This window comes from Conexibacter arvalis, assembly GCF_014199525.1.
Taxonomy (GTDB): Bacteria; Actinomycetota; Thermoleophilia; order Solirubrobacterales; family Solirubrobacteraceae; genus Conexibacter; species Conexibacter arvalis.
The window spans coordinates 1354649-1374726 of the sequence record NZ_JACHNU010000001.1; the positions used below are offsets into that span (position 1 = coordinate 1354649).

General features: G+C 72.8%; 18 protein-coding genes. 11 read left to right on the plus strand and 7 right to left on the minus strand.

The annotated features are described in order from the left end of the window. Positions 1–24 precede the first annotated feature (24 nt). From dnaX to BDZ31_RS06330, 5 genes are all read left to right on the plus strand, one after another. Entirely contained in the window at positions 25–2229 is a 2205-nt protein-coding gene (gene dnaX / locus BDZ31_RS06310) for a DNA polymerase III subunit gamma/tau (protein WP_183340058.1), read from the plus strand. Then, positions 2229–2570 (plus strand): YbaB/EbfC family nucleoid-associated protein, encoded by a 342-nt coding sequence (locus BDZ31_RS06315; RefSeq protein WP_183340060.1) that lies wholly within the window; start codon positions 2229–2231, stop codon positions 2568–2570. The genes dnaX and BDZ31_RS06315 overlap by 1 nt, the downstream gene beginning before the upstream one ends. Positions 2571–2606: 36 nt before the next feature. Continuing rightward, on the plus strand, positions 2607–3233 hold the full coding sequence (gene recR / locus BDZ31_RS06320; RefSeq protein ID WP_183340062.1) for a recombination mediator RecR: 627 nt from the start codon (positions 2607–2609) through the stop codon (positions 3231–3233). Positions 3234–3268: 35 nt separating this feature from the next. Next, a complete protein-coding gene (locus tag BDZ31_RS06325; protein WP_183341036.1) occupies positions 3269–4516 on the plus strand; it encodes an aspartate kinase in 1248 nt (415 codons plus the stop codon). 150 nt (positions 4517–4666) lie between these two features. Continuing rightward, positions 4667–5701 carry an aspartate-semialdehyde dehydrogenase gene (locus BDZ31_RS06330; protein ID WP_183340070.1) on the plus strand — a complete coding sequence of 345 codons (1035 nt, stop codon included), beginning with the start codon at positions 4667–4669 and terminating at the stop codon, positions 5699–5701. Positions 5702–5740: 39 nt separating this feature from the next. On the opposite strand, the gene BDZ31_RS06335 is transcribed toward BDZ31_RS06330, so the two are convergent. The 4 genes from BDZ31_RS06335 to BDZ31_RS06350 form a co-directional block, all read right to left on the minus strand. Then, the gene (locus BDZ31_RS06335) at positions 5741–6655 is read right to left on the minus strand and encodes a CoB--CoM heterodisulfide reductase iron-sulfur subunit B family protein (protein ID WP_183340072.1); all 915 of its coding nucleotides are present in this window, start codon (positions 6653–6655) and stop codon (positions 5741–5743) included. Continuing rightward, positions 6652–7737: a succinate dehydrogenase/fumarate reductase iron-sulfur subunit gene (locus BDZ31_RS06340; protein ID WP_183340074.1), complete on the minus strand. Its 1086-nt coding sequence runs from the start codon at positions 7735–7737 to the stop codon at positions 6652–6654. Before BDZ31_RS06340 ends, BDZ31_RS06335 begins: the two co-directional genes overlap by 4 nt. Continuing rightward, complete coding sequence (locus BDZ31_RS06345) at positions 7737–9431, minus strand: FAD-binding protein (RefSeq protein ID WP_183340076.1); 1695 nt, start codon at positions 9429–9431, stop codon at positions 7737–7739. The genes BDZ31_RS06340 and BDZ31_RS06345 overlap by 1 nt, the downstream gene beginning before the upstream one ends. Positions 9432–9535: 104 nt before the next feature. Beyond that, complete coding sequence (locus BDZ31_RS06350; protein WP_183340078.1) at positions 9536–10711, minus strand: site-2 protease family protein; 1176 nt, start codon at positions 10709–10711, stop codon at positions 9536–9538. A 63-nt stretch (positions 10712–10774) separates the two neighbouring features. Between BDZ31_RS06350 and BDZ31_RS06355 the strand changes: the two genes are divergently transcribed. Next, a complete protein-coding gene (locus tag BDZ31_RS06355; RefSeq protein ID WP_183340080.1) occupies positions 10775–12298 on the plus strand; it encodes a carboxypeptidase M32 in 1524 nt (507 codons plus the stop codon). A gap of 167 nt (positions 12299–12465) precedes the next feature. Next, complete coding sequence (locus BDZ31_RS06360; protein ID WP_183340082.1) at positions 12466–13461, plus strand: malate dehydrogenase; 996 nt, start codon at positions 12466–12468, stop codon at positions 13459–13461. A gap of 129 nt (positions 13462–13590) precedes the next feature. Here BDZ31_RS06360 and BDZ31_RS25850 read toward each other — a convergent pair whose 3' ends face one another. From BDZ31_RS25850 to BDZ31_RS06375, 3 genes are all read right to left on the minus strand, one after another. Beyond that, positions 13591–13968: a winged helix-turn-helix transcriptional regulator gene (locus BDZ31_RS25850; RefSeq protein WP_183340084.1), complete on the minus strand. Its 378-nt coding sequence runs from the start codon at positions 13966–13968 to the stop codon at positions 13591–13593. Between the two features lie 306 nt (positions 13969–14274). Next, complete coding sequence (locus tag BDZ31_RS06370) at positions 14275–14724, minus strand: SRPBCC family protein (RefSeq protein ID WP_183340085.1); 450 nt, start codon at positions 14722–14724, stop codon at positions 14275–14277. A gap of 67 nt (positions 14725–14791) precedes the next feature. Further along, a complete protein-coding gene (locus BDZ31_RS06375) occupies positions 14792–15730 on the minus strand; it encodes an NAD(P)H-binding protein (protein ID WP_183340087.1) in 939 nt (312 codons plus the stop codon). Positions 15731–15960: 230 nt separating this feature from the next. Here BDZ31_RS06375 and BDZ31_RS06380 point away from each other — a divergent pair, with 230 nt between their 5' ends. The 4 genes from BDZ31_RS06380 to lon all read left to right on the plus strand — a co-directional run bounded on the left by BDZ31_RS06380 (position 15961) and on the right by lon (position 20051). After that, a complete protein-coding gene (locus tag BDZ31_RS06380) occupies positions 15961–16191 on the plus strand; it encodes a hypothetical protein (protein ID WP_183340089.1) in 231 nt (76 codons plus the stop codon). Positions 16192–16298: 107 nt separating this feature from the next. Further along, positions 16299–17060, plus strand: coding sequence for an MBL fold metallo-hydrolase (locus tag BDZ31_RS06385; protein WP_183340091.1), 762 nt, complete (start codon positions 16299–16301; stop codon positions 17058–17060). Between the two features lie 70 nt (positions 17061–17130). Further along, positions 17131–17634: an Hsp20/alpha crystallin family protein gene (locus BDZ31_RS06390; RefSeq protein ID WP_183340093.1), complete on the plus strand. Its 504-nt coding sequence runs from the start codon at positions 17131–17133 to the stop codon at positions 17632–17634. Next, positions 17631–20051, plus strand: coding sequence for an endopeptidase La (lon, locus tag BDZ31_RS06395; protein ID WP_183340095.1), 2421 nt, complete (start codon positions 17631–17633; stop codon positions 20049–20051). Before BDZ31_RS06390 ends, lon begins: the two co-directional genes overlap by 4 nt. Positions 20052–20078: the final 27 nt, after the last annotated feature.

Here is a 20078-nt window from a genome sequence, read left to right on the forward strand (position 1 = left end):
CCCGTGGGTAGACTGAGACGTCCCGTGTCCGCCGGCCCCTCGCTCTACCGTCGCCACCGTCCGCGCACCTTCGCCGACGTGGTGGGACAGACCCACGTCGTCCGCACGCTGCGCAACGCGGTCGAGCGTGACAAGGTCCACCACGCGTACCTGTTCGTCGGCACGCGCGGGACCGGCAAGACCTCGATGGCGAAGATCCTCGCCGCCTGCCTCAACTGCGAGCAGGGCCCGACGACCTCGCCTTGCGGCGTCTGCGAGTCGTGCGTCTCGATCGCGAACGCGACCTCGCTCGACGTGATCGAGATGGATGCGGCGTCGAACAACTCCGTCGACGACATCCGCGAGCTGCGCGACAAGGTCGCCTACGCGCCGGTCTCCGGGCGCAGCAAGGTCTACATCCTGGACGAGGCGCACATGCTCTCGTCGGCGGCCTGGAACGCCTTCCTGAAGACGCTCGAGGAGCCGCCGCCGCACACGATCTTCGTGCTCGCGACGACCGAGGCCAACAAGGTCCTGCCGACGGTCGTCGACCGCTGCCACCGCTTCGACTTCACGCGCCCGAACGTCGAGGAGATCGCCGGCGTCCTGCGCCGCGTCGCGGACAAGGAGGGGATCGAGATCCCCGACCAGGCGCTCGCGCTCGTCGCCCGCCACGCGACCGGCTCGTTCCGCGACGCGCTCGGCACGCTCGAGCAGCTGACGACCTACGGCGGCGCGACCGCCGACGGCCGCCCGGAGATCACGGTCGAGGACGTGCTCGCCGTGCTCGGCGTCGCCGACGCGGAGGCGCTCTTCGGCGCCGTCGACGCGGTCGCCGCGCACGATGCGCGCGCGGCGCTGCTGGCGGTGGCGCGGCTGGTCGACTCCGGCCGCGACGCCGGCGGGCTGGTGCGCGAGCTGGAGGCGCATGCGCGCGAGCTGCTCGCCGTCCAGGTGCTCGGCGAGGTGCCCGCGGAGCTGCGGCTGACGCCCGAGCGCGACGAGCGGCTGGCGGCGCAGGCGGCGCAGCTCGGCCGCCAGGACGTCGTGCGCCTGCTCGACCTGCTCTCCGACGCGCTCGACGCGCTCGCCAACGGCGCGCAGGCGCGGATCCAGCTGGAGCTTGCGCTGGTGAAGGCGGCGGCCCCCGAGATCGACCCCTCCACGCGCGCCCTGCTCGCCCGCATCGACCGCCTCGAGCAGCAGCTCGCCGCCGGCCGCCCGGCCGCGGCTCCGGCCCAGCCGGCCGCCCCGGCCCAGCCGGCCGCGCCGCAGCCGCACGCCGCCGCGCCCGCGCAGTCCGCCGCCCCCGCCCAGCCGGCCGCGCCGCAGCCGCACGCCGCCGCGCCCGCGCAGCCGGCCGCCCCGGCCCAGCCGGCCGCGCCGCAGCCGCACGCCGCCGCGCCCGCGTCGCAGTCGCCTGCCGCCGCGCCCGCGCAGCCCGCACCGCCGCAGGCGGCGCACGAGCCGTCTGCGCCCGCTGCTGCGCCGCCCGTCCAGGAGACGTCGCCGTCGGGCGACGTCGGCGGGCCGCCGCCGGCGACCGCCGCCGCCCGCCCCGTCGAGCCGATCGCGCCGCCGCCCGCGCCGGCCGCGAACGGGCTGCCGGCGCCGACGACCGCCGCGGCCGTCGCCCAGCACGCGCCGCAGGGCGCGCAGGCCGTCGCCGAGCCGCCCGCCGTCGCTCCGGCGCCTTCCGCGTTCGAGCAGCCCGCGGCCGCCGCTCCGATGCCGGCCGCCGTCGAGCCGCCGGCGCCGCCCGCGCCGGCGGTCGAGCAGCCGGCCGTGCCCGCGCCGCCGCCCGCCGTCGAGCCCGCGCCGCCGGCGCCCGAGCCGGCGTTCGCGCCGGCCGGCGGCACGCTCGACGCGCAGGGGCTGCGCGAGCTGTGGCCGGCCGTCATAGACGCGGTTCGCTCCGAGAACGCGATGCTCGCCGCCGCGCTCGGCGAGGCGCGTCCGGTCGACGCGACCGCGACCGAGGCCGTCCTCGCCTTCCCGCCGAGCGCCGCCTTCTTCAAGCGCAAGGCCGAGGGCGAGGAGTGCAGGCGGCTGGTCGCGCAGGCGCTGCGCGAGCTCGGCGGCGTCGCGCTGAAGCCGGTCTACGAGCTGCGCGAGGTCGTCGCCGAGGAGCCGGCGGCCTCCGGCGCGGCGCCGGTCGCGCTGACCGACGAGGAACTGGTCTCCCGCTTCGTGGCAGAGTTCGACGCCGAGGAGCTGATCGACGAAGACGACGAGGAAGGCGGCGCCTGATGCCCCAGCCGAACATGCAGAAGATGCTCAAGCAGGTCCAGAGAATGCAGGCCGACATGATGGCCGCGCAGGAGAGACTCAAGGACGAGGTCGTCGAGGCGACCGCGGGCGGCGGCATGGTGACGGTGAAGATCAGCGGCGACCTCGACGTCAAGTCGATCACGATCGATCCCGAGGCGGTCGACCCCGAGGACGTCGACATGCTGCAGGACACGATCCTCGTCGCCGTCAACGAGGCGATCCGCAGCGCCCAGGAGATGGCCGAGAGAAGACTCGGCAGCGTCACCGGCGGCCTCGGCGGCCCGGGCGGCCTCGGCGGCCTGGGGCTCCCCGGCTTCTAGGCGAGCACCGACGACCGGAGCGAGCGCGCACCGCCGATGTCCACCTTCGCGCCACCCGTCCAGCGGCTGATCACCGAGCTCGGCAAGCTGCCGGGCATCGGCGGGCGCACGGCGCAGCGGCTCGCCTTCCACCTGCTGCGCGCCTCCGAGGAGGACGCGCTCGCGCTCGCCGACGCGATCCGCGAGGTGAAGTCGCGGATCGGGCTGTGCGAGGTCTGCTTCAACCTCGCCGACGGCCCCCGCTGCCGGATCTGCTCCGACGAGCGCCGCGACGCCGCCGTCGTCTGCGTCGTCGAGGAGCCCTCCGACATCATCCCGATCGAGCGCACCCACGAGTTCCACGGCCGCTACCACGTCCTCGGCGGCGCGCTGTCGCCGATCGACGGGGTCGACCCCGAGGATCTGCGGATCGCCGAGCTGTACCGACGCGTCACCGGCGAGCCGGAGGAGGGACGCGATCCGATCCGCGAGGTCGTGCTCGCGACCAACCCGACGACGACCGGCGAGGCGACCGCGCTCCACATCGCCGAGCAGCTGCGCGAGAAGGCTCCGCAGGTGACCGTCACGCGCCTGGCGAGCGGCCTGCCGGTCGGCGCCGACCTGGAGTACGCCGACGAGCTGACGCTCGGCCGTGCGCTTGCAGGCCGCCGCGCGCTGTCGTAGCCGGTTACCCTAGACCCGTGTCAGGAACCGTGGTCATGAAGTTCGGCGGGACCTCCGTCGCCGACGCCGAACGGCTCAAGCGCGCCGCGCGGCGGATCGTCGCCGCGCGCGAGGAGGGCAACAACGTCGTCGCCGTGCTGTCGGCGCGCGGGAAGACGACCGACGAGCTGGTCGGCCTCGCCGCCGAGATGTCGGACAATCCCGACCCGCGCGAGATGGACATGCTGCTGTCGACGGGCGAGCGGATCTCGTGCGCGCTGTGCGCGATGGCGATCAACGACCTCGGCCACAGGGCGATCTCGCTGACCGGCTCGCAGGCCGGCATCGTGACCGACACCTCCCACACGAAGGCGCGGATCCTCGACGTGAGGGCCGAGCGCATCAAGACCGCGCTCGACGAGGGCCTGATCGTGCTCGTCGCCGGCTTCCAGGGCGTCTCGACCGCCCAGGACGTGACGACGCTCGGCCGCGGCGGCTCCGACACGACCGCGGTCGCGCTCGCCGCCGCCGTCGGCGCCGACGTCTGCGAGATCTACACCGACGTGCCCGGCGTCTTCAGCGCCGACCCGCGGATCGTCTCCGACGCGCGGAAGCTCGACGTCGTCTCGTTCGAGGAGATGCTGGAGATGGCCTCCTCGGGCGCGAAGGTCCTCCAGCTGCGGTCGGTCGAGTACGCGCGCAACCACGGCGTCCGCATCCACTGCCGGTCGAGCTTCGACGACTCCACCGGTACCTTTGTCGTCGGAGAGCAGGAGACCATGGAGCACCCCCTCATCACCGCCGTCGCCCACTCGACAGACGAGGCCCGTCTGTCGCTCGTCGGCGTCCCGGACGAGCCGGGCGCCGCCGCCAAGATCTTCTCCGCGCTGGCCGACGCCAACTGCAACGTCGACATGATCATCCAGAACGAGCCGCTCGAGGAGGGCCGCAAGGCCGAGGTCTCGTTCACCGTCCCGCGCGGCGACCTGCGCGCCGCCCAGGAGGCGCTGCAGCCGATCGCCGCCGAGCTCGGCGTCGAGTCGATCGACGCCGTCCCGGAGATGGGCAAGGTCTCGATCATCGGCGCCGGCATGAAGTCCCATCCCGGCGTCGCCGCGAAGGTCTTCCAGGTGCTCGCCGAGGAGCGGATCAACATCGAGATGATCTCGACCTCGCCGATCAAGATCTCGTGCGTGATCGCCGCCGGCCAGGTGCCGACCGCCGTCAGGGCGCTGCACGGCGCCTTCGAGCTCGGCGCCGACGGCATCGTCGCCGAGGCTCCGATCGGGGAGCAGGCGCGATGAGCTGCGGCCTGCGGCCTTGCTCATCGCCGCGAGAACTCGCCTGCGGCTCCTTCTCGCCTGTGGAGGTGACTCGATGAGCTGCGGCCTGCGGCCTTGCTCATCGCCGCGAGAACTCGCCTGCGGCTCCTTCTCGCCTGTGGAGGTGACTCGATGAGCTCGGGCTACCGCGTCGCCGTCGTCGGCGCGACCGGGCAGGTCGGCACCGTCATGCTGGAGCTGCTGAGAGAGCGCGGCTTCCCGGCCGCCGAGATCGTCCCGTTCGCCTCGGCGCGCTCGGCCGGCAAGGTGCTCGACGGCGGCCTGACCGTCCAGCCGCTGACCGACGAGACGATCAAGGGCTTCGACGTCGCGATCTTCTCGGCCGGCGGCTCCACCTCCGGCGAATGGGCGCCGAAGTTCGCCGCGGCCGGCGCGGTCGTGGTCGACAATTCGTCGAAGTGGCGGATGCAGGAGGACGTGCCGCTGGTCGTCTCCGAGGTCAACCCGGATGCGCTCGACGGCCACCGCGGCATCGTCGCCAACCCCAACTGCTCGACGATGCAGCTGATGGTCGCGCTCAAGCCGATCCACGACGCGGCTGGGATCGAGCGGCTCGTGATCTCGACCTACCAGGCCGTCTCGGGCACCGGCAAGGTCGGCGTCGACGAGCTGCTCGGTCAGGCGAAGGCGATCGTCGACGGCGGGACGGTCCCGGCGCCGCAGGCCTACAAGCACCAGATCGCCTTCAACGCGCTGCCCCATGCCGGCAACTTCGCGCCGGGCGACGACCACACCGACGAGGAGCGCAAGCTCATCAACGAGACGCGCAAGATCCTTGGCGACCCGTCGATCCGGATCAGCGCGACCTGCGTGCGCGTGCCGGTCGTCAACGGCCACTCGGAGGCGGTCAACGTCGAGACGCGCGAGCCGCTGTCGCCCGAGGCGGCGCGCGAGCTGCTGCGCAGCGCCCCCGGCGTGACGGTGCTCGACGAACCCGACGCGAACCGCTACCCGCTCGCGATCGACGCCTCCGGCCAGGACGACGTCTTCGTCGGCCGGATCCGCCGCGACCCGGGCAACGACAAGGCGCTCGACATGTGGGTCGTCGCCGACAACCTGCGCAAGGGCGCGGCGCTCAACGCCGTCCAGCTCGTCGAGCTGCTGCACGAGCGCGGCCTGATCGGCAGCGGCGCCCCCGCCGCGTAGGCGCGGCGACCCGTCGCGGAACCCCGCCGCGCCGGCCGCTCAGGCCGGCGCGGGCGCGGCGACGACCGCCGCCGACCAGTCGATCACCGCGGTCGGCTTGACGACGTGCTTGGACATCCCGAGCTGCTTCGGCTCCAGGCCCAGTGCGAGGCCGAGCAGCTGCGGGAGGTGCAGGACCGGCATCGCCAGCGGCCGGCCGACGACCTTGGCCGCCTGCGGCTGCTGCAGGTCGAGGTTGAGGTGGCAGAGGGGGCAGGGGACGACGAGGCAGTCGGCCTCCGCGTCGGTCGCGTCGCCGAGGTGGGTGCCGGCCTGCCGCAGCGACGCCGTCTTGTTCATCGTCACGATCGGAAAGCCGCAGCACTTGTACGTGCCGGCGTAGTCGATCACGGTGCCGCCGAGCGTTTCGATCACCTGGTGCAGGTAGCGGTCGCGCGGGTGCTCGGCGTCGATGCCGAGGCGCGCCCGCGGGCGCACGATGTAGCAGCCGTAGAACGGCCCGACGCGCAGGTTGGTCAGCGGCCGGCGCACCTTCGCCCGCAGCGCGTCGAGCCCGAGCTCCTCGACCAGCAGCCACAGCAGGTTCTTGTTCGTCAGCCCCTTCTCGTAGCGGAGCCCGGGCTCGGCGTCGTCGAGCGTCGCGTTGACCCGCGCGCGGTAGGCCGAATTGGCGTCGAGCCGCTCCTGGCATTCGCTCTGGGCCCCCTGGCAGGTCGAGCAGATGTTCATCATCAGCTCGGCGCCGTCGACCTGCTGGGCGAGCGCGAAGGTGCGCGCGTTGAGCGTGTCGGCCAGCTCCTGGTTGTGCTCGGCGATCACGCCGGCACCGCAGCAGGCGGCGCGGTCGAGCGGGACCAGCTCGAGGCCGAGCAGCGGCGCGACCGCCTCCATCGAGCCGTGCAGCTCGGGGGTGAAGCCGCGGCTGACGCAGCCCGGCCAGTAGGCGACCCTCATGGTGCCGGAGCCTCCTCCTCGACGCCTGACAGGTACAGGTTGAGCTCGTGTCGTCTCGCGTCGCCCTCGACGCGCTCGAAGATCGCGTGCACGGCGTCGAGGTCTCTTCTCGCCAGTCTGTGGCCGCGCAGCGCCTGCGTCGGCTTGACCTTGCGGCGCGCGACCGCCCGCGCGATCGACGGCAGCGAGTCGACCAGCTCCAGCCCTGCCGCCGGGTGGAACTTGCCGAACCACGAGTTGCCGCCGTAGGAGCGCGGCAGCAGCTCGGCCTCGTGCAGCAGGCCGTAGTCGCGCACGAGCGTCGTGAACGCCTCCTCGTGGCGCTCGCCGTTGTTGCGGTCGACGATCTGGTGGTCGCTGCCGGAGATCCGCCGCAGCCGCATGATCTGGCTCATCGGCGCGACCCCCTTCGGGCAGGCGTCGATGCACATGAAGCAGTGGGTGCAGTCGTAGATCCCGTGGGGGTCCTCGGCGAGGTCGCGCAGCCGCTGCCGCTGCTCCGCGTCGCGCGGGTCGCCGACGAAGCGGTATGCCTTCGCCGCGGCGGCCGGGCCGACGAACTCGGGGTCGACCTCCATCGAGAGGCAGTCCGAGACGCAGGCGCCGCACTGGATGCACGCCATCGTCTGCGTGACGTCGACCATGTCCTCGTGGGGGACGACGTACTCCCGCTCGGGCACCGGTCTGCGGTTGAGCAGCCACGGCGTGACGCGGTGGATCTTCTTCCAGTGGACCGCGTCCATGTCGACGATCAGGTCCTTCAGCACCGGCATGTTGCCCATCGGCTCGACCGTCACGGTGGCGGTGGAGCCGTCGGCGGCGGGGCCGGCGTCGGTCGCGTCGCGCAGGTGGGTGTTGCACGCGAGCGCCGGTCTGCCGTTGACGCGCACGCCGCAGGAGCCGCAGATCGCGGCGCGGCAGGAGCAGCGGATCCCGAGCGAGCCGTCGAGCTCCTCCTTGGCGGTCAGGATCGCGTCGAGCACCGAGCGGTGCGGCTCCAGCTCGACCGCGAACTCCTGCCAGTACGGTCCGCTCGTCTGCTCGGGGTCGAAGCGGCGCACTCTCAGCGTGTAGTCGGCCATCAGTACGTCCTCTCCTGCGGTTGCCAGCGCGTGATCGCGACCGGTTCGGTCCCGGTCCGCGGCACCTCCTGGCCGTTGCGCGAGACCGTGATGTGGTGCAGCCAGCCGGCGTCGTCGCGTCTCGGGTAGTCGACGCGGAACTGGGCGCCGCGCGACTCGCGCCGCTCCTGGGCGGCGAGCACGATCGCCTCGGCGACGTCGAGCATGTAGCCGAGCTCGAAGGCGGCGAGCACGTCCTGGTTGAAGACCGCGCCGCGATCGTCGATCGCCGCCCGCGGCGCCTCCTCCTTCAGCCGCCGCACGACCTCGTGGGCGGTCGCGAGGCCGGCGGCGTCGCGGTAGACCGCGACGTATCTGTTCATCGTCTCGCCCAGCTCGCGCTTCAGGTGCGAGATGCGGCGAGACCCCGGCGCCGGCACGCGCGCGACCAGCGCGTCGATCTCGGCCTGCGCGTCGCGCAGCCGCGCCGCTTCGATCCGCGGCATCGGCAGGCCGACGGCGTGGTGGGCGGCGTGCTCGCCGGCGCGGCGGCCGAAGATCAGCGTGTCGAGCAGCGAGTTGGCGCCGAGCCGGTTGCCGCCGTGGACCGAGACGCAGGCGACCTCGCCGACGGCGTACAGCCCCGGCACGGGCGTGCGGCCGTCGGTCCCGGCCCGCACGCCGCCCATGATGTAGTGCATCCCCGGCTTGATGTGGATCGGCTCGCGCGTGATGTCGACGCCGGCGAAGTCGCGGCCGATGTTGACGATCTCGCGCAGCGCCTCGAGCGTGCGCTTGCGCGGCACCTTCGTGATGTCGAGCGCGATCGTGCCGTCCGGGAAGCCCCGCCCCTCGTCGATCTCGGTCTGCTCGGCGCGGCAGACGACGTCGCGCGAGGCCAGCTCCAGCTTGTTGGGCGCGTACCGCTCCATGAACCGCTCGCCGCGGGCGTTGAACAGCTGCGCGCCCTCGCCGCGCGCCCCCTCGGTGATCAGGAAGCCGTTCTCGGCGAGCGTCGTCGGGTGGTACTGGATCATCTCCATGTCCATCAGCGGCGCGCCGATCCGGTACGCCTGCGCCATCCCGTCGCCGGTGCAGATCAGCGCGTTGGTCGTCGGGCGGAAGACCTGCCCGGCGCCGCCGGAGGCGAGGACCACCGCCTTCGCGCGGAACGCGTCGAGGTGGCCGCTGCGGACGTCGCGCGCGATCGCCCCGCAGCAGCGGCCGCCGTCGTCCTGCACCAGCTCGGTCGTGAACCACTCCTCGAAGCGGTCGACGCGCTCGTGGTGCTTCATCAGCTGCTCGTAGAGCACGTGCAGGATCGCCTGGCCGGTGATGTCGGCGACGTAGTACGTGCGCGCCGCCGAGGCGCCGCCGAAGGCGCGCGTGCCGAGCCGGCCGGCCTCGTCGCGGTGGAAGGTGACGCCGGCGTGCTCGAGCCACAGGATCTCGTCGGGCGCCGCGCGGCACATGATCTCGATCGCGTCCTGGTCGCCGAGGTAGTCGGAGCCCTTGACGGTGTCGAAGGCGTGCGACTCCCACGAGTCGCCGGGGTTGAGCGCCGCGTTGATGCCGCCGGCGGCGGCGACCGAGTGGGAGCGCACGGGATGGACCTTGCTCACGATCGCGACCGACGCGCCCGCCTGCGCGGCGGCGAGCGCGGCACGCTGGCCGGCCAGGCCAGCGCCGATGATCAGCACGTCATGAGCTGGCATGGCGGCTAGCCTAGTCCGGCGTTGGTGGCATATGCCACATGATGTCACCGCAAAGTGGTAACGGGTTTCGCCGTCGCCTGTGACGGGGAAACCGGCTGGTCGCGCTACGGCCGCGTCGCGACGGCGGCCTGGACGGCGCGGCGCAGCCGGCCGACCGTCACGACGCCGCGCAGCACTCCGGCGCGGTCGACCGCCATGATCGCGCCGAGCGTGCGCAGGCCGTCGGCCTCCAGCAGCTCGCGCAGCGACCGGTCCTCGTCGATCTGCCAGGCGTCGCGCTCGTCGCGTTCCATCAGCTCGGCGACGGGAATCACCGGGCGGCCCGACTCGATCGCGTCGCGGGCGCCCTCCTCGCGCAGGACGCCGACGAAGCGGCCGGCCCCGTCGACGACCGGGAACCACGGCCAGCGGTAGCGCAGGAAGAACTCGTCGAGCGCGCGGTCGGCGCTCAGCGCCTCGGGCACGCTCACCGGCTGCTCGTCCATGATGTCGGCGACCCGCACGTCCTCGAGGCGCTCGGTGAAGACCGTCTGCGCCAGCAGCGCCCGCGCCGAGCCGCTGATCATGAAGCCGACCAGCAGGCACCAGATGCCGATGAAGGGGTCGAAGTCGATCAGCGCCCAGAGGCCGAGGCCCATCAGCACGATCCCGAAGCCCTGGCCGAGCCGCGCCGCCGCGCGCGAGCCGCGCTCGCGGTCGCCGGTCAGCTTCCACACCAGCCCGCGCGCGATCCGCCCGCCGTCGAGCGGGAAGGCCGGGATCAGGTTGAAGACGAGCACGATCGCGTTCATCGTGAACAGCCAGCCGAGCGTCAGCGAGACCGGCGTCGTGTCGTCGAGACCGCTCCGGAGCGTGGCGGCGTCGACGAAGGCGCCCGGGCCGTAGACGGCCATCCCGACCAGCACGCACAGCACGAGGATCGCGGCGGTCGCGAGCGGGCCGGCGCCGGCGACCTCGAGCTCCTCGCGCGGGGTGCGGCTCTCGCGGCTCATCATCGCGAAGCCGCCGAGCGGCGAGAGCGTGATCCCCGACACCTCGATCCCGTGGCGGCGGGCGGTCAGCGCGTGGCCGAGCTCGTGGACGATCACCGACCCGAACAGCAGCAGCGCGCTCACGACCGCGGTCACGTACGCCTCCGTCTGGGTGCCGCCGAGCGAGCGCTGGAACTCGTCGGAGAGCCAGAAGATGACGATGAAGAGGACGACGAACCAGCTGAAGTCGACCCCAACGCGGATGCCGAAGAGGCGGGCGAGCTGGATCGAGCCGGAGCGGCCGAACATGCTGGAATGGTGGCACAGCACGTCGCCGCGCTCCGGGCGCGCGCGAACCGACCGAGGAGGCCCATGACCCAGGCACTGCCGGAGCTGCGCCAGCGGCTCGCCGAGATCGCCGACCTCAGCAGCGCCGCGGGGCTGCTCGGCTGGGACCAGCAGACGATGATGCCCGCGGGCGCGAACGAGATCCGCGCCGAGCAGATGGGGACGCTGTCGGGGATCGTCCACGAGCGCTTCACCGACGACGCGATCGGCCGCCTGCTCGGCGAGCTGGAGGGCGAGGAGGAGCGTCTGCGCGACGCCGATCCGGACTCCGACGACGCCGCGCTGATCCGCGTCGCGCGGCGCGACTACGAGAAGGCGAAGCGGGTCCCGGGCGAGCTGGCGGTCGAGATCGCGCGCGCGGGCGCGCTCGGCCACCAGGCATGGGTCCTCGCGCGCGAGAGATCGGACTTCGCCTCGTTCCTGCCGTACCTGGAGAAGAACGTCGAGCTGAAGCGGCGCTACGTCGCGCTGTTCGAGGACGACGGCTTCGACGATCCCTACGACGTGCTGCTCGACGACTACGAGGAGGGGATGAAGACGGCGGAGGTCGCCGCCCTCTTCGCCGACCTGCGCGCCGAGCTGGTGCCGCTGATCGCCGCGATCGCCGAGCGCGCCGACGCCGTCGACGCCGCGCCGCTGCACGGCGACTTCGACCCGGCCGGGCAGCAGCGGGTCGTGCGCGCGGTGCTGGAGCGGCTCGGCTGGTCGCCCGACGGCTGGCGCCTCGACGAGGCCGAGCATCCCTTCGCGACCAGCTTCGGCCCGACCGACGTGCGGCTGACGACCCGCTACGACCGCTCCTACGTCGGCACGGCGCTGTACGGCGCGATCCACGAGATGGGCCACGGCCTCTACGAGGCCGGCGTCGCGCGGTCGCTCGCGCGCACGCCGCTGGGCTCCGGTGCCTCGCTCGGCCTGCACGAGTCCCAGAGCCGCCTGTGGGAGAACGTCGTCGGCCGCGGCCGGCCGTTCGCCGGCTTCCTCCACGGCCGCCTGCGGGAGGCCTTCCCCGACCGGTTCGGCTCGGTCGACGCCGAGGCCTTCTACCGCGCCGTGAACAAGGTCGAGCCGTCGCTGATCCGCGTCGAGGCCGACGAGGCGACCTACGGCCTCCACATCATCCTGCGCTTCGAGCTGGAGCGCGAGATGATCGCCGGCACGCTGGCGCTGCGCGACCTGCCGGAGGCGTGGAACGCGCGCATGCGGGAGTACCTCGGCGTCGAGGTGCCCGACGACGCCCGCGGCGTGCTGCAGGACGTCCACTGGGCGGCCGGCGAGATCGGCTACTTCTCGACCTACGCGCTCGGCAATTTGATCGCCGCGCAGCTGTGGGAGCGAGCGCGCGCCGAGCTGCCCGACCTCGAGGCGTCGCTGGCGGTCGGCGACGGCGCCCCGCTGCGCGACTGGCTCGGCGAGCGCCTCCACCGCCACGGCCGCAAGTTCCCGCCGAAGGAGCTGGTCGAGCGGATCGTCGGCGGCCCGATCGCCGTGCGGCCGTTCGCCGACTACCTGCGCGGGAAGCTGACGCCGCTCTACGGGCTCGACTGAGGCGGGCGAGGAGGCGACGGCCGGGCGCCGCGGCGAGGCGCGATTGTCTGACCGGCAGACGCGTCGGCCGCCGCCCGGCGATAGCATCGCCGCCGGTCCTCCGGGGCCGCCATCCGTTTCGACGACTCTGACATGACCAACACTCCGAGCAGAAAGGTCGACGTTCCGTGAGCGAGAAGACCCCCGTACGCGTCGCCGTCACCGGCGCCGCCGGCCAGATCGGCTACGCCCTCCTGTTCCGCATCGCCAGCGGCGCGCTGCTCGGCCCCGACCAGCCGGTCTCGCTGCGGCTGCTCGAGATCACCCCCGCGCTGAAGGCCGTCGAGGGCGTGATCATGGAGCTCGACGACTGCGCCTTCCCGCTGCTCCACAGCATCGAGGCGACCGACGACGCCAACGTCGCCTTCGACGGCGCGAGCGTCGCGCTGCTGGTCGGCGCCCGCCCGCGCTCCAGAGGGATGGAGCGCGCCGACCTGCTGGAGGCCAACGGCGGCATCTTCAAGCCGCAGGGCCAGGCGATCAACGCCCACGCCGCCGACGACATCAAGGTGCTCGTCGTCGGCAACCCGGCCAACACGAACGCGCTGATCGCGGCCAGCAACGCGCCCGACGTGCCGAACGACCGCTTCCACGCGATGACGCGTCTCGACCACAACCGCGCGATCGCGCAGCTGGCGAAGAAGACCGGCACGGCGGTGAGCGACATCACCAACATGACGATCTGGGGCAACCACTCCGCCAGCCAGTACCCCGATCTCTTCCACACGAAGGTGAAGGGTCAGAACGCCGCCGAGCTGGTGAACGACCAGGCGTGGCTGGAGAACGAGTTCATCCCGACGGTCGCAAAGCGCGGCGCGGCGATCATCGACGCGCGCGGCGCCTCCAGCGCGGCGTCGGCGGCGAACGCGGCGATCGACCACGTCCACGACTGGGCGCTCGGCACCCCCGACGGCGACTGGGTCTCGATGTCGGTCCCCTCCGACGGCTCCTACGGCGTGCCGGAGGGCATCATCAGCTCGTTCCCGTGCGTCTGCAAGGGCGACGGCACCTACGAGATCGTCCAGGGCCTGGAGATCGACGAGTTCTCGCGCGGCCGCATCGACGCCAGCGCCAACGAGCTGGTCGAGGAGCGCGAGGCGATCAAGCAGCTCGGCCTGATCTGAGCCGGAGCAGTCGCGGTCGGACGCGGCCCCGGGGCGGGCCGCTCGACCGTGCTCGCCGCCGGCAGGGAGCATCGGCGCGGAGGGGGCGCGCCGATGCGCCGCGGGGCCTGCGGCGTGGGGCGTCGGCCGTCAGGCCGGCAGCCACCCCTTGTCCTCGCGCCGGACCTTGCCCTCCTCCTCGAGCTGGGGGAGGATCCGGTAGAGGTAGTTGGGCTTGATGCCCATGTGCTCGGCGAGCTCCGGGATCGTGATGCCGGGGCGGGCGCGCACCAGCTCGACCGCCTGCGCCGCGCGCGTGTTCTCGCCGCGCGCGCCGCGCGGCCTGCCGCGCCGGCTCCCGTTCGCGCGCGCCCCCGCGCCCCGGCCGCGCCCGCGCGTGCCATGTCCATCGACGCCGTTGAGCGCGGCGGCGGCCGCCTCCAGGCGGTGGTACTCCTCCAGGAGCGGGCGCAGCTCCTTCAGGCGCCCTTCGATCTCCTTCACCTTTGCATCGAGAAAGTCAGCCACGTCGTATCCGGTCCTTTCTCCTGTCGACTCGGCGGAGGGTGGAAAAACACAAACGTCCACGATTCGGCGCGCTGGCCTCGAGCCGCATCGCGAGCCCCCTGAATTCCCCCTACGTTATGTGTTCAAAAGCGGCCGGACCGCGTGGTTCAGCCGGCTGATCCGGATCTTAGCGCGGCGCCGCGTCACCGGGTTCACCCACTGACGTGAAATGGCGCGGTCGGCCTGCCGGGGCGCCCGCGCGTCACTCAAAGTTGACGGATCGCGCCGTGTCGTCTCACCTCGGCGCCGGTCCGCCGCCGCTCACTGTCAGCGAGCCTCCACCAGCGCCTTCAACCGCTCCAGCGACCGCTGCGCCTCCCGCTCGGAGAGGCCGCCGACGAGCACGCGTCCGGCGACGGCGCCGAGCGGGCCGCCGGGCGCCTTGAACTCGTTGACGTAGTCGAAGCGCGTCGCCGCGCCGCCGTCGCGCTCCTCCAGCTCGTAGACGATCGAGGCGTGCGAGTGGACCGGTCCGCGACCGTGCCAGACGGCGCGCCGCGGCGGGTCGATCTCGACGATCGTCCACTCGACGTGGAGGTGGGCGCCGCGCAGGGTCAGGACCTGCTCGAAGGTCGAGCCGCGCTGCAGGCGGGCCGGCGCGTCGCCGAGCGAGCGGTGGATCGTCACCCAGTCGGCGAGCCGGCGCGGGTCCATCACGACCTCCCACACGCGCTCCGGCGAGGCGGCGATCTCGATCCCCGAGCGGACGACCGTCATGGCCGGCACCCTACCCGCCGCGGACGGCGCGCGGGCCCGGCGGAGGCGGCGGGGCGGCGCGCGCGGCTCACCGCGCCGCCAGCGGCTCGTCGCGCTCCCATTCGGCGAGCGCGTGCTCGATCGCCGCGTCGAGGCGGTGGAGGCGGACGCCGAGCAGCTCGGCCGTGTCGCCGCCGCGCGGCAGCAGGTCGGTCCCGAGGCCGGCCATCAGCGGCCCGACGAGCGCGTGCTGCTCGCCGGCGATCGCGGCGGCGAGGCGGCTGGTGACGCTGAGCGGGGCCGGCGGGTCGAGCGCGACCACCGGGCGGTCGAGCATCAGCAGGTCGCGGATCCGCTCGATCAGCTCGCGATAGGTGACGACGTCGGGGCCGGCGACGTCGAGCGAGCGCTCGCGGCCGGACGGCAGCCGCGCGGTCGCCGCGGCGGCGAGCAGCTCGACGACGTCGCGCTCGTCGACCGGCTGGGTGCGGTGGTCGCGCCATGCCGGCAGCGCCAGCACGGGCAGCCGCTCGATCAGGCGCACGAGGAAGCGGAACGAGCGCGAACGGGCGCCGATCACGATCGAGGCGCGCAGCGCGATCGCGTCGGGGACGGCGTCGAGCAGGACGCGCTCGACGGCGAGCCGGCTGGAGAGGTGCGGCGACGGCGGCGCGTCGGCCGGCACGAAGCCGCCAAGGTAGACGATCCGGCGCACGCCGGCCGCCCGTGCGGCGTCGGCGAAGCGCTCGGCGGCCGCCAGCTCGCGCGCCGGGAAGCCCGCGTCGGTCCCGTCCGCCCCCTCCGGCGGCGGCTCCATCGAGTGGATCAGGTAGTAGGCGACGTCGATCCCCGCGAGCGCCGCGTCGAGCCCCTCGCCGGTGACGGCGTCGCCGAGCGCGAGCGGCACGTCGACCTCGACACGGCCCGCGTCGCGCGCGAAGCCGCGCAGCTCGTGACCCTCGCGCCGGAGCCGCGGGACGAGCCGCGACCCGACGAATCCGCTGACGCCCGTTATCAGGATTCGCATCGTCTGAGAAGCATGACGGGCGCCCGATCGCGAAACGTCCGCAAAGAGCGGGGAGTTCCTTCTCCCCATAGCATTTTTCCGCGGATTTGCAGGAGTTCCTCGACGGAAGAGAAAGTTCCTGCGTTTTGCGAGATTCGGCGTTGAGCCCCCTCCGCGCATTTGTTTCACTGCGCGCCTCCCAGTTGTCAGCAAGCGGTCGAGAGGCCGAGCGAAGGAGGTCGACGGGCAGGATGGCGAAGGGTCGTGGGAACGGGCGGAGAGTCGGATGCGATGACTGCTTCTTCCGCCAGAACCTGCTCTGCGCGCTCGCGGACGCCGAGCCGTGCGCGACCTTCCGGCCAGCCCATCCCGACGGCCTGCGCCCGCCCCGCCAGCTGCGCTTCCAGTTCCGTCAGGAGCGCCGCACGCATGCCGTCTGGGCGATGCCCTCGGCGCAGGAGCAGGCCGCCCTCCACGCCTGACCGGGCGCCCCGCGAGCGTCCCCTCCGGGAACGGCCCGGAGGGGAGGTGAGCGCCGAGAGCTGGCCGCACGGCTAGAGTGTCCCACCCAGGTGGGAAGGCCCCAGGCGTGAAGATCACCGTGCTCGGCAAGTCGCCGGCCTGGCAAGACCCGGGCGGCGCATGCAGCGGCTACCTCGTCGAAGAGGAGGACTGCTGTCTGCTGCTCGACTGCGGCAACGGCGTCTTCGGCAAGCTGCGCGAGCGGCGCGACTACGAGGAGGTCGACGCGGTCGTCGTCTCCCATCTCCACTCCGACCACTGCTTCGACCTGATCCCGTACGCGTACGCGCTGTCGTACTCGCCGCGGGCGAGAGAGTTCCCCAACCCGCGCCCGACGCTGTACGCGCCGCCCGGCGGCCAGGAGTCGTTCCGTGCCGTCACCGGCACGTGGGGGCTCGCGGAGCTGGTCGAGCAGGCCTTCTGCCTGATCGAGTACGAGCCGGAGACGACGATCGACCTCGGCCCGCTGCAGATCCGCTTCCACGAGGTCCCGCACTTCATCCGCACCTTCGCCGTCCAGGTCACCAGCAGAGCGGGGAGCTTCACCTTCGGCGCCGACTGCTGCCCCAACGACGCGCTCGTCGAGTTCGCGCGCGGGACCGACCTGCTGATGCTCGAGGCGACGCTCGAGCACCCGGAGCCGGACGGCCAGCGCGGCCACCTCACCGCCGCCGAGGCGGGCGCCCACGGCCGCCGCGCCGGCGCCGGGCAGCTGGTGCTGACCCACTTCGAGCAGGGCGACCACGCCGAGCGCTTCCGCGCGCAGGCGGCGGCCGAGTTCGGCGGCCCGGTCGAGCTCGCCGTCGAGGGCGCGGTCTACACTGTCTGAGCCGCGCTCGCGCCGACGCGCCAATCACACCGGCTGTCAGCTCGCCGCGCAGATGGGTAGATTCCGGCACATGGCGCCGGAACGCGACCTCTTCGCGAACTTCGAGCGGATGCGGCGAGAGATGGACGAGCTGTTCGGAGACGTGCTCCAACGGCCGGGCATCGCGCCGCGCAAGCGCGGCGGCTTCTCGCCCGCGGTCGACGTCTACTACGCCGACGACCCGGCTCGTGCCGTCGTGACCGCCGAGCTGCCGGGGATCGACGCCGACAGACTGTCGCTGGAGATCCAGGGGCGCGAGCTGGTGCTCTCCGGCCACCGCCACCCGAACGAGGCCGAGGGCCGCGTCTACCAGCAGGTCGAGATCGAGCACGGCCCCTTCCGGCGCGTCGTGCAGCTCGGCGCCGAGGTGCGCGGCGAGGAGGCCAAGGCGATCTACGAGGACGGGCTGCTGCGCGTCGAGCTGCCGCTCGCGCAGCCCGAGCCGCGGCGCCGCAGCGTCCCGATCGAGGTGCCACACCCCTCGTCGAAGCCGACCCCGCGCCGCGGCCCCGATCCGGACGGCGGCTCGGCATGATCGAGATCGGCACGCCCGGGCAGGCCCGCGAGATCGAGGTTCCGACTCAGCGCGCGCTGCCGGCGGCGCTGCCGGTCCTGCCGCTGCGCGACAGCGTCACCTTCCCGGAGACGCTCGTGCCGCTCGCCGTCGGCCAGGAGCGCAGCATGGCGCTCGTCAACGACGTGCTCGGCGGCGACCGCATGATCGCGCTCGTCGCCAGCCGCAAGCCGGAGCTGGAGGCGCCGGGCCCCGACGACCTCTACGAGATCGGCGTCGCGGGCGTCGTCGCGCGGATGCTGAAGGTGCCCGACGGCACGCTGCGGATCCTCGTCCAGGCGACCCAGCGGATACGCGTCGCCGGCTGGGAGCGGACCGAGCCCTACCTCGTCGCCCAGGTCGAGGAGGCGCCGGACGTCAACGGCGAGGAGACGCCCGAGCTGGTCGCCCTGATGCGCAACGTGCAGGCGACCTTCTCGAACATCGTCGAGGAGGTCCCCTACCTGCCCGAGGAGCTCCACGTCGCGATCGCCAACCTCGACGACCCGGGTGCGCTCAGCCACCTGATCGCGAGCGCGCTGCGGATCAGAACCGAGGAGAAGCAGGCGCTGCTGGAGGAGCGCGACGTCGCCAAGCGGCTGCGGCGCCTGTCGGAGATCCTCGCGCGCGAGCTGGAGGTCGTCGCGCTCGGCTCCAAGATCCAGTCGCAGGTCCAGTCCGAGCTCGACAGAACCCAGCGCGAGTACTTCCTGCGCCAGCAGCTGAAGGCGATCCAGGAGGAGCTCGGCGAGGGTGACGAGATGGCGGCCGAGGCCGAGGAGCTGCGCGAGCAGCTCGACGAGCTGGAGCTGCCGCCGGAGGTCCGCAAGCAGGTCGACCGCGAGCTGGCGCGGCTGGAGCGGATCCCGCCGGCCTCCGCCGAGCACGGCGTGATCCGCGGATACCTGGAGTGGATCGCGGCGCTGCCGTGGAGCGCCCGCACCGTCGACAACCTCGATCTCAGACACGCGCGCGGCGTGCTCGACGAGGACCACTACGACATCGAGCAGGTGAAGGACCGCATCCTCGAGTTCCTCGCGGTGCGCAAGCTCAAGCCGGACGCGCGCGGGTCGATCCTCTGCCTCGTCGGCCCGCCCGGCGTCGGCAAGACCTCGCTCGGCCGCTCGATCGCGAGAGCGCTCGGACGGAGATTCGAGCGGATCTCGGTCGGCGGCGTCCGCGACGAGTCGGAGATCCGCGGCCACCGGCGCACCTACATCGGGGCGATGCCGGGCGTGATCATCCGCGCGCTGCGCGACGCCGAGTCGAAGAACCCGCTGTTCATGATCGACGAGATCGACAAGATGGGCTCCGACTTCCGCGGCGACCCGGCGAGCGCGATGCTGGAGGTGCTCGACCCCGAGCAGAACACGGCCTTCCGCGACCACTACCTCGACCTGCCGTTCGACCTCTCCGACGTGATGTTCGTGACGACGGCGAACACGCTCGACACGATCCCGGGGCCGCTGCGCGACCGCATGGAGACGATCCAGCTCGCCGGCTACACGGAGGAGGAGAAGCTCGAGATCGCGCGCCGCTACCTCGTCCCGCGCCAGATCGAGCGCAACGGCCTGCGCAGATCGCAGATCGCCTTCAGCGACGCCGCGCTGAAGGCGATCATCGCCGACTACACGCGCGAGGCCGGCGTGCGCAACCTCGAGCGCGAGATCGGCACCGTCTGCCGCAAGATCGCCCGCCAGGTCGCCGAGGGCAGAGCGCCGAGACGGCAGACGGTCAGCGCCCCGAGAGCGCGCGAGCTGCTCGGCAAGCGGCGCTTCTTCAGCGAGACGCGCAGACGCACCGCCGAGCCCGGCGTCGCGACCGGGCTGGCGTGGACGCCGGTCGGCGGCGACGTGCTGTTCGTCGAGGCGACGGCGATGAGCGGCGGCGGCAAGCTGACGATCACCGGGCAGCTCGGCGACGTGATGCGCGAATCGGCGCAGGCGGCGCTGTCGTGGGTCCGCAGCCACCCGCCGCTCGGCGTCGAGGACGACTGGTTCGCCGAGCACGACGTCCACGTCCACGTGCCGGCCGGCGCGATCCCGAAGGACGGGCCGAGCGCCGGCATCACGATCGCGACCGCGCTCGTCTCCCTGCTGACGCGCAGAGCGGTCCGGGCCGACGTCGCGATGACCGGCGAGATCACGCTGACCGGCCAGGTGCTGCCGATCGGCGGGCTCAAGGAGAAGGCGCTCGCCGCGCAGCGCAGCGGGATCCGCACCGTGATCGCCCCGGCGCTCAACGCGCAGGACGTCGACGACATCCCCGAGCACCTGCGCAAGGACCTCGACTTCCACTTCGTCTCGCGGATCGAGGAGGTGCTCGCGATCGCGCTCGCCCCGAGAGCGGCGCGACGCCGTCCGGCGCGCCGCGCGGCCGACTCGCTTGCGGCCGCCTGAGCGCCAGCGTGGCGGTGCGGGGCAGGG

Excerpts from the sequence above, each read along its gene's own strand:
- BDZ31_RS06325 (WP_183341036.1), top strand. The coding sequence starts at position 3,269 with ATGAAGTTCGGCGGGACCTCCGTCGCCGACGCCGAACGGCTCAAGCGC.
- BDZ31_RS06375 (WP_183340087.1), bottom strand. The coding sequence starts at position 15,730 with ATGCGAATCCTGATAACGGGCGTCAGCGGATTCGTCGGGTCGCGGCTC.
- BDZ31_RS06340 (WP_183340074.1), bottom strand. The coding sequence starts at position 7,737 with ATGGCCGACTACACGCTGAGAGTGCGCCGCTTCGACCCCGAGCAGACG.
- lon (WP_183340095.1), top strand. The coding sequence starts at position 17,631 with ATGATCGAGATCGGCACGCCCGGGCAGGCCCGCGAGATCGAGGTTCCG.
- BDZ31_RS06330 (WP_183340070.1), top strand. The coding sequence starts at position 4,667 with ATGAGCTCGGGCTACCGCGTCGCCGTCGTCGGCGCGACCGGGCAGGTC.
- BDZ31_RS06345 (WP_183340076.1), bottom strand. The coding sequence starts at position 9,431 with ATGCCAGCTCATGACGTGCTGATCATCGGCGCTGGCCTGGCCGGCCAG.
- BDZ31_RS06335 (WP_183340072.1), bottom strand. The coding sequence starts at position 6,655 with ATGAGGGTCGCCTACTGGCCGGGCTGCGTCAGCCGCGGCTTCACCCCC.
- BDZ31_RS06315 (WP_183340060.1), top strand. The coding sequence starts at position 2,229 with ATGCCCCAGCCGAACATGCAGAAGATGCTCAAGCAGGTCCAGAGAATG.
- BDZ31_RS06390 (WP_183340093.1), top strand. The coding sequence starts at position 17,131 with ATGGCGCCGGAACGCGACCTCTTCGCGAACTTCGAGCGGATGCGGCGA.
- BDZ31_RS06380 (WP_183340089.1), top strand. The coding sequence starts at position 15,961 with ATGGCGAAGGGTCGTGGGAACGGGCGGAGAGTCGGATGCGATGACTGC.
- BDZ31_RS06370 (WP_183340085.1), bottom strand. The coding sequence starts at position 14,724 with ATGACGGTCGTCCGCTCGGGGATCGAGATCGCCGCCTCGCCGGAGCGC.
- BDZ31_RS06355 (WP_183340080.1), top strand. The coding sequence starts at position 10,775 with ATGACCCAGGCACTGCCGGAGCTGCGCCAGCGGCTCGCCGAGATCGCC.
- BDZ31_RS06350 (WP_183340078.1), bottom strand. The coding sequence starts at position 10,711 with ATGTTCGGCCGCTCCGGCTCGATCCAGCTCGCCCGCCTCTTCGGCATC.
- recR (WP_183340062.1), top strand. The coding sequence starts at position 2,607 with ATGTCCACCTTCGCGCCACCCGTCCAGCGGCTGATCACCGAGCTCGGC.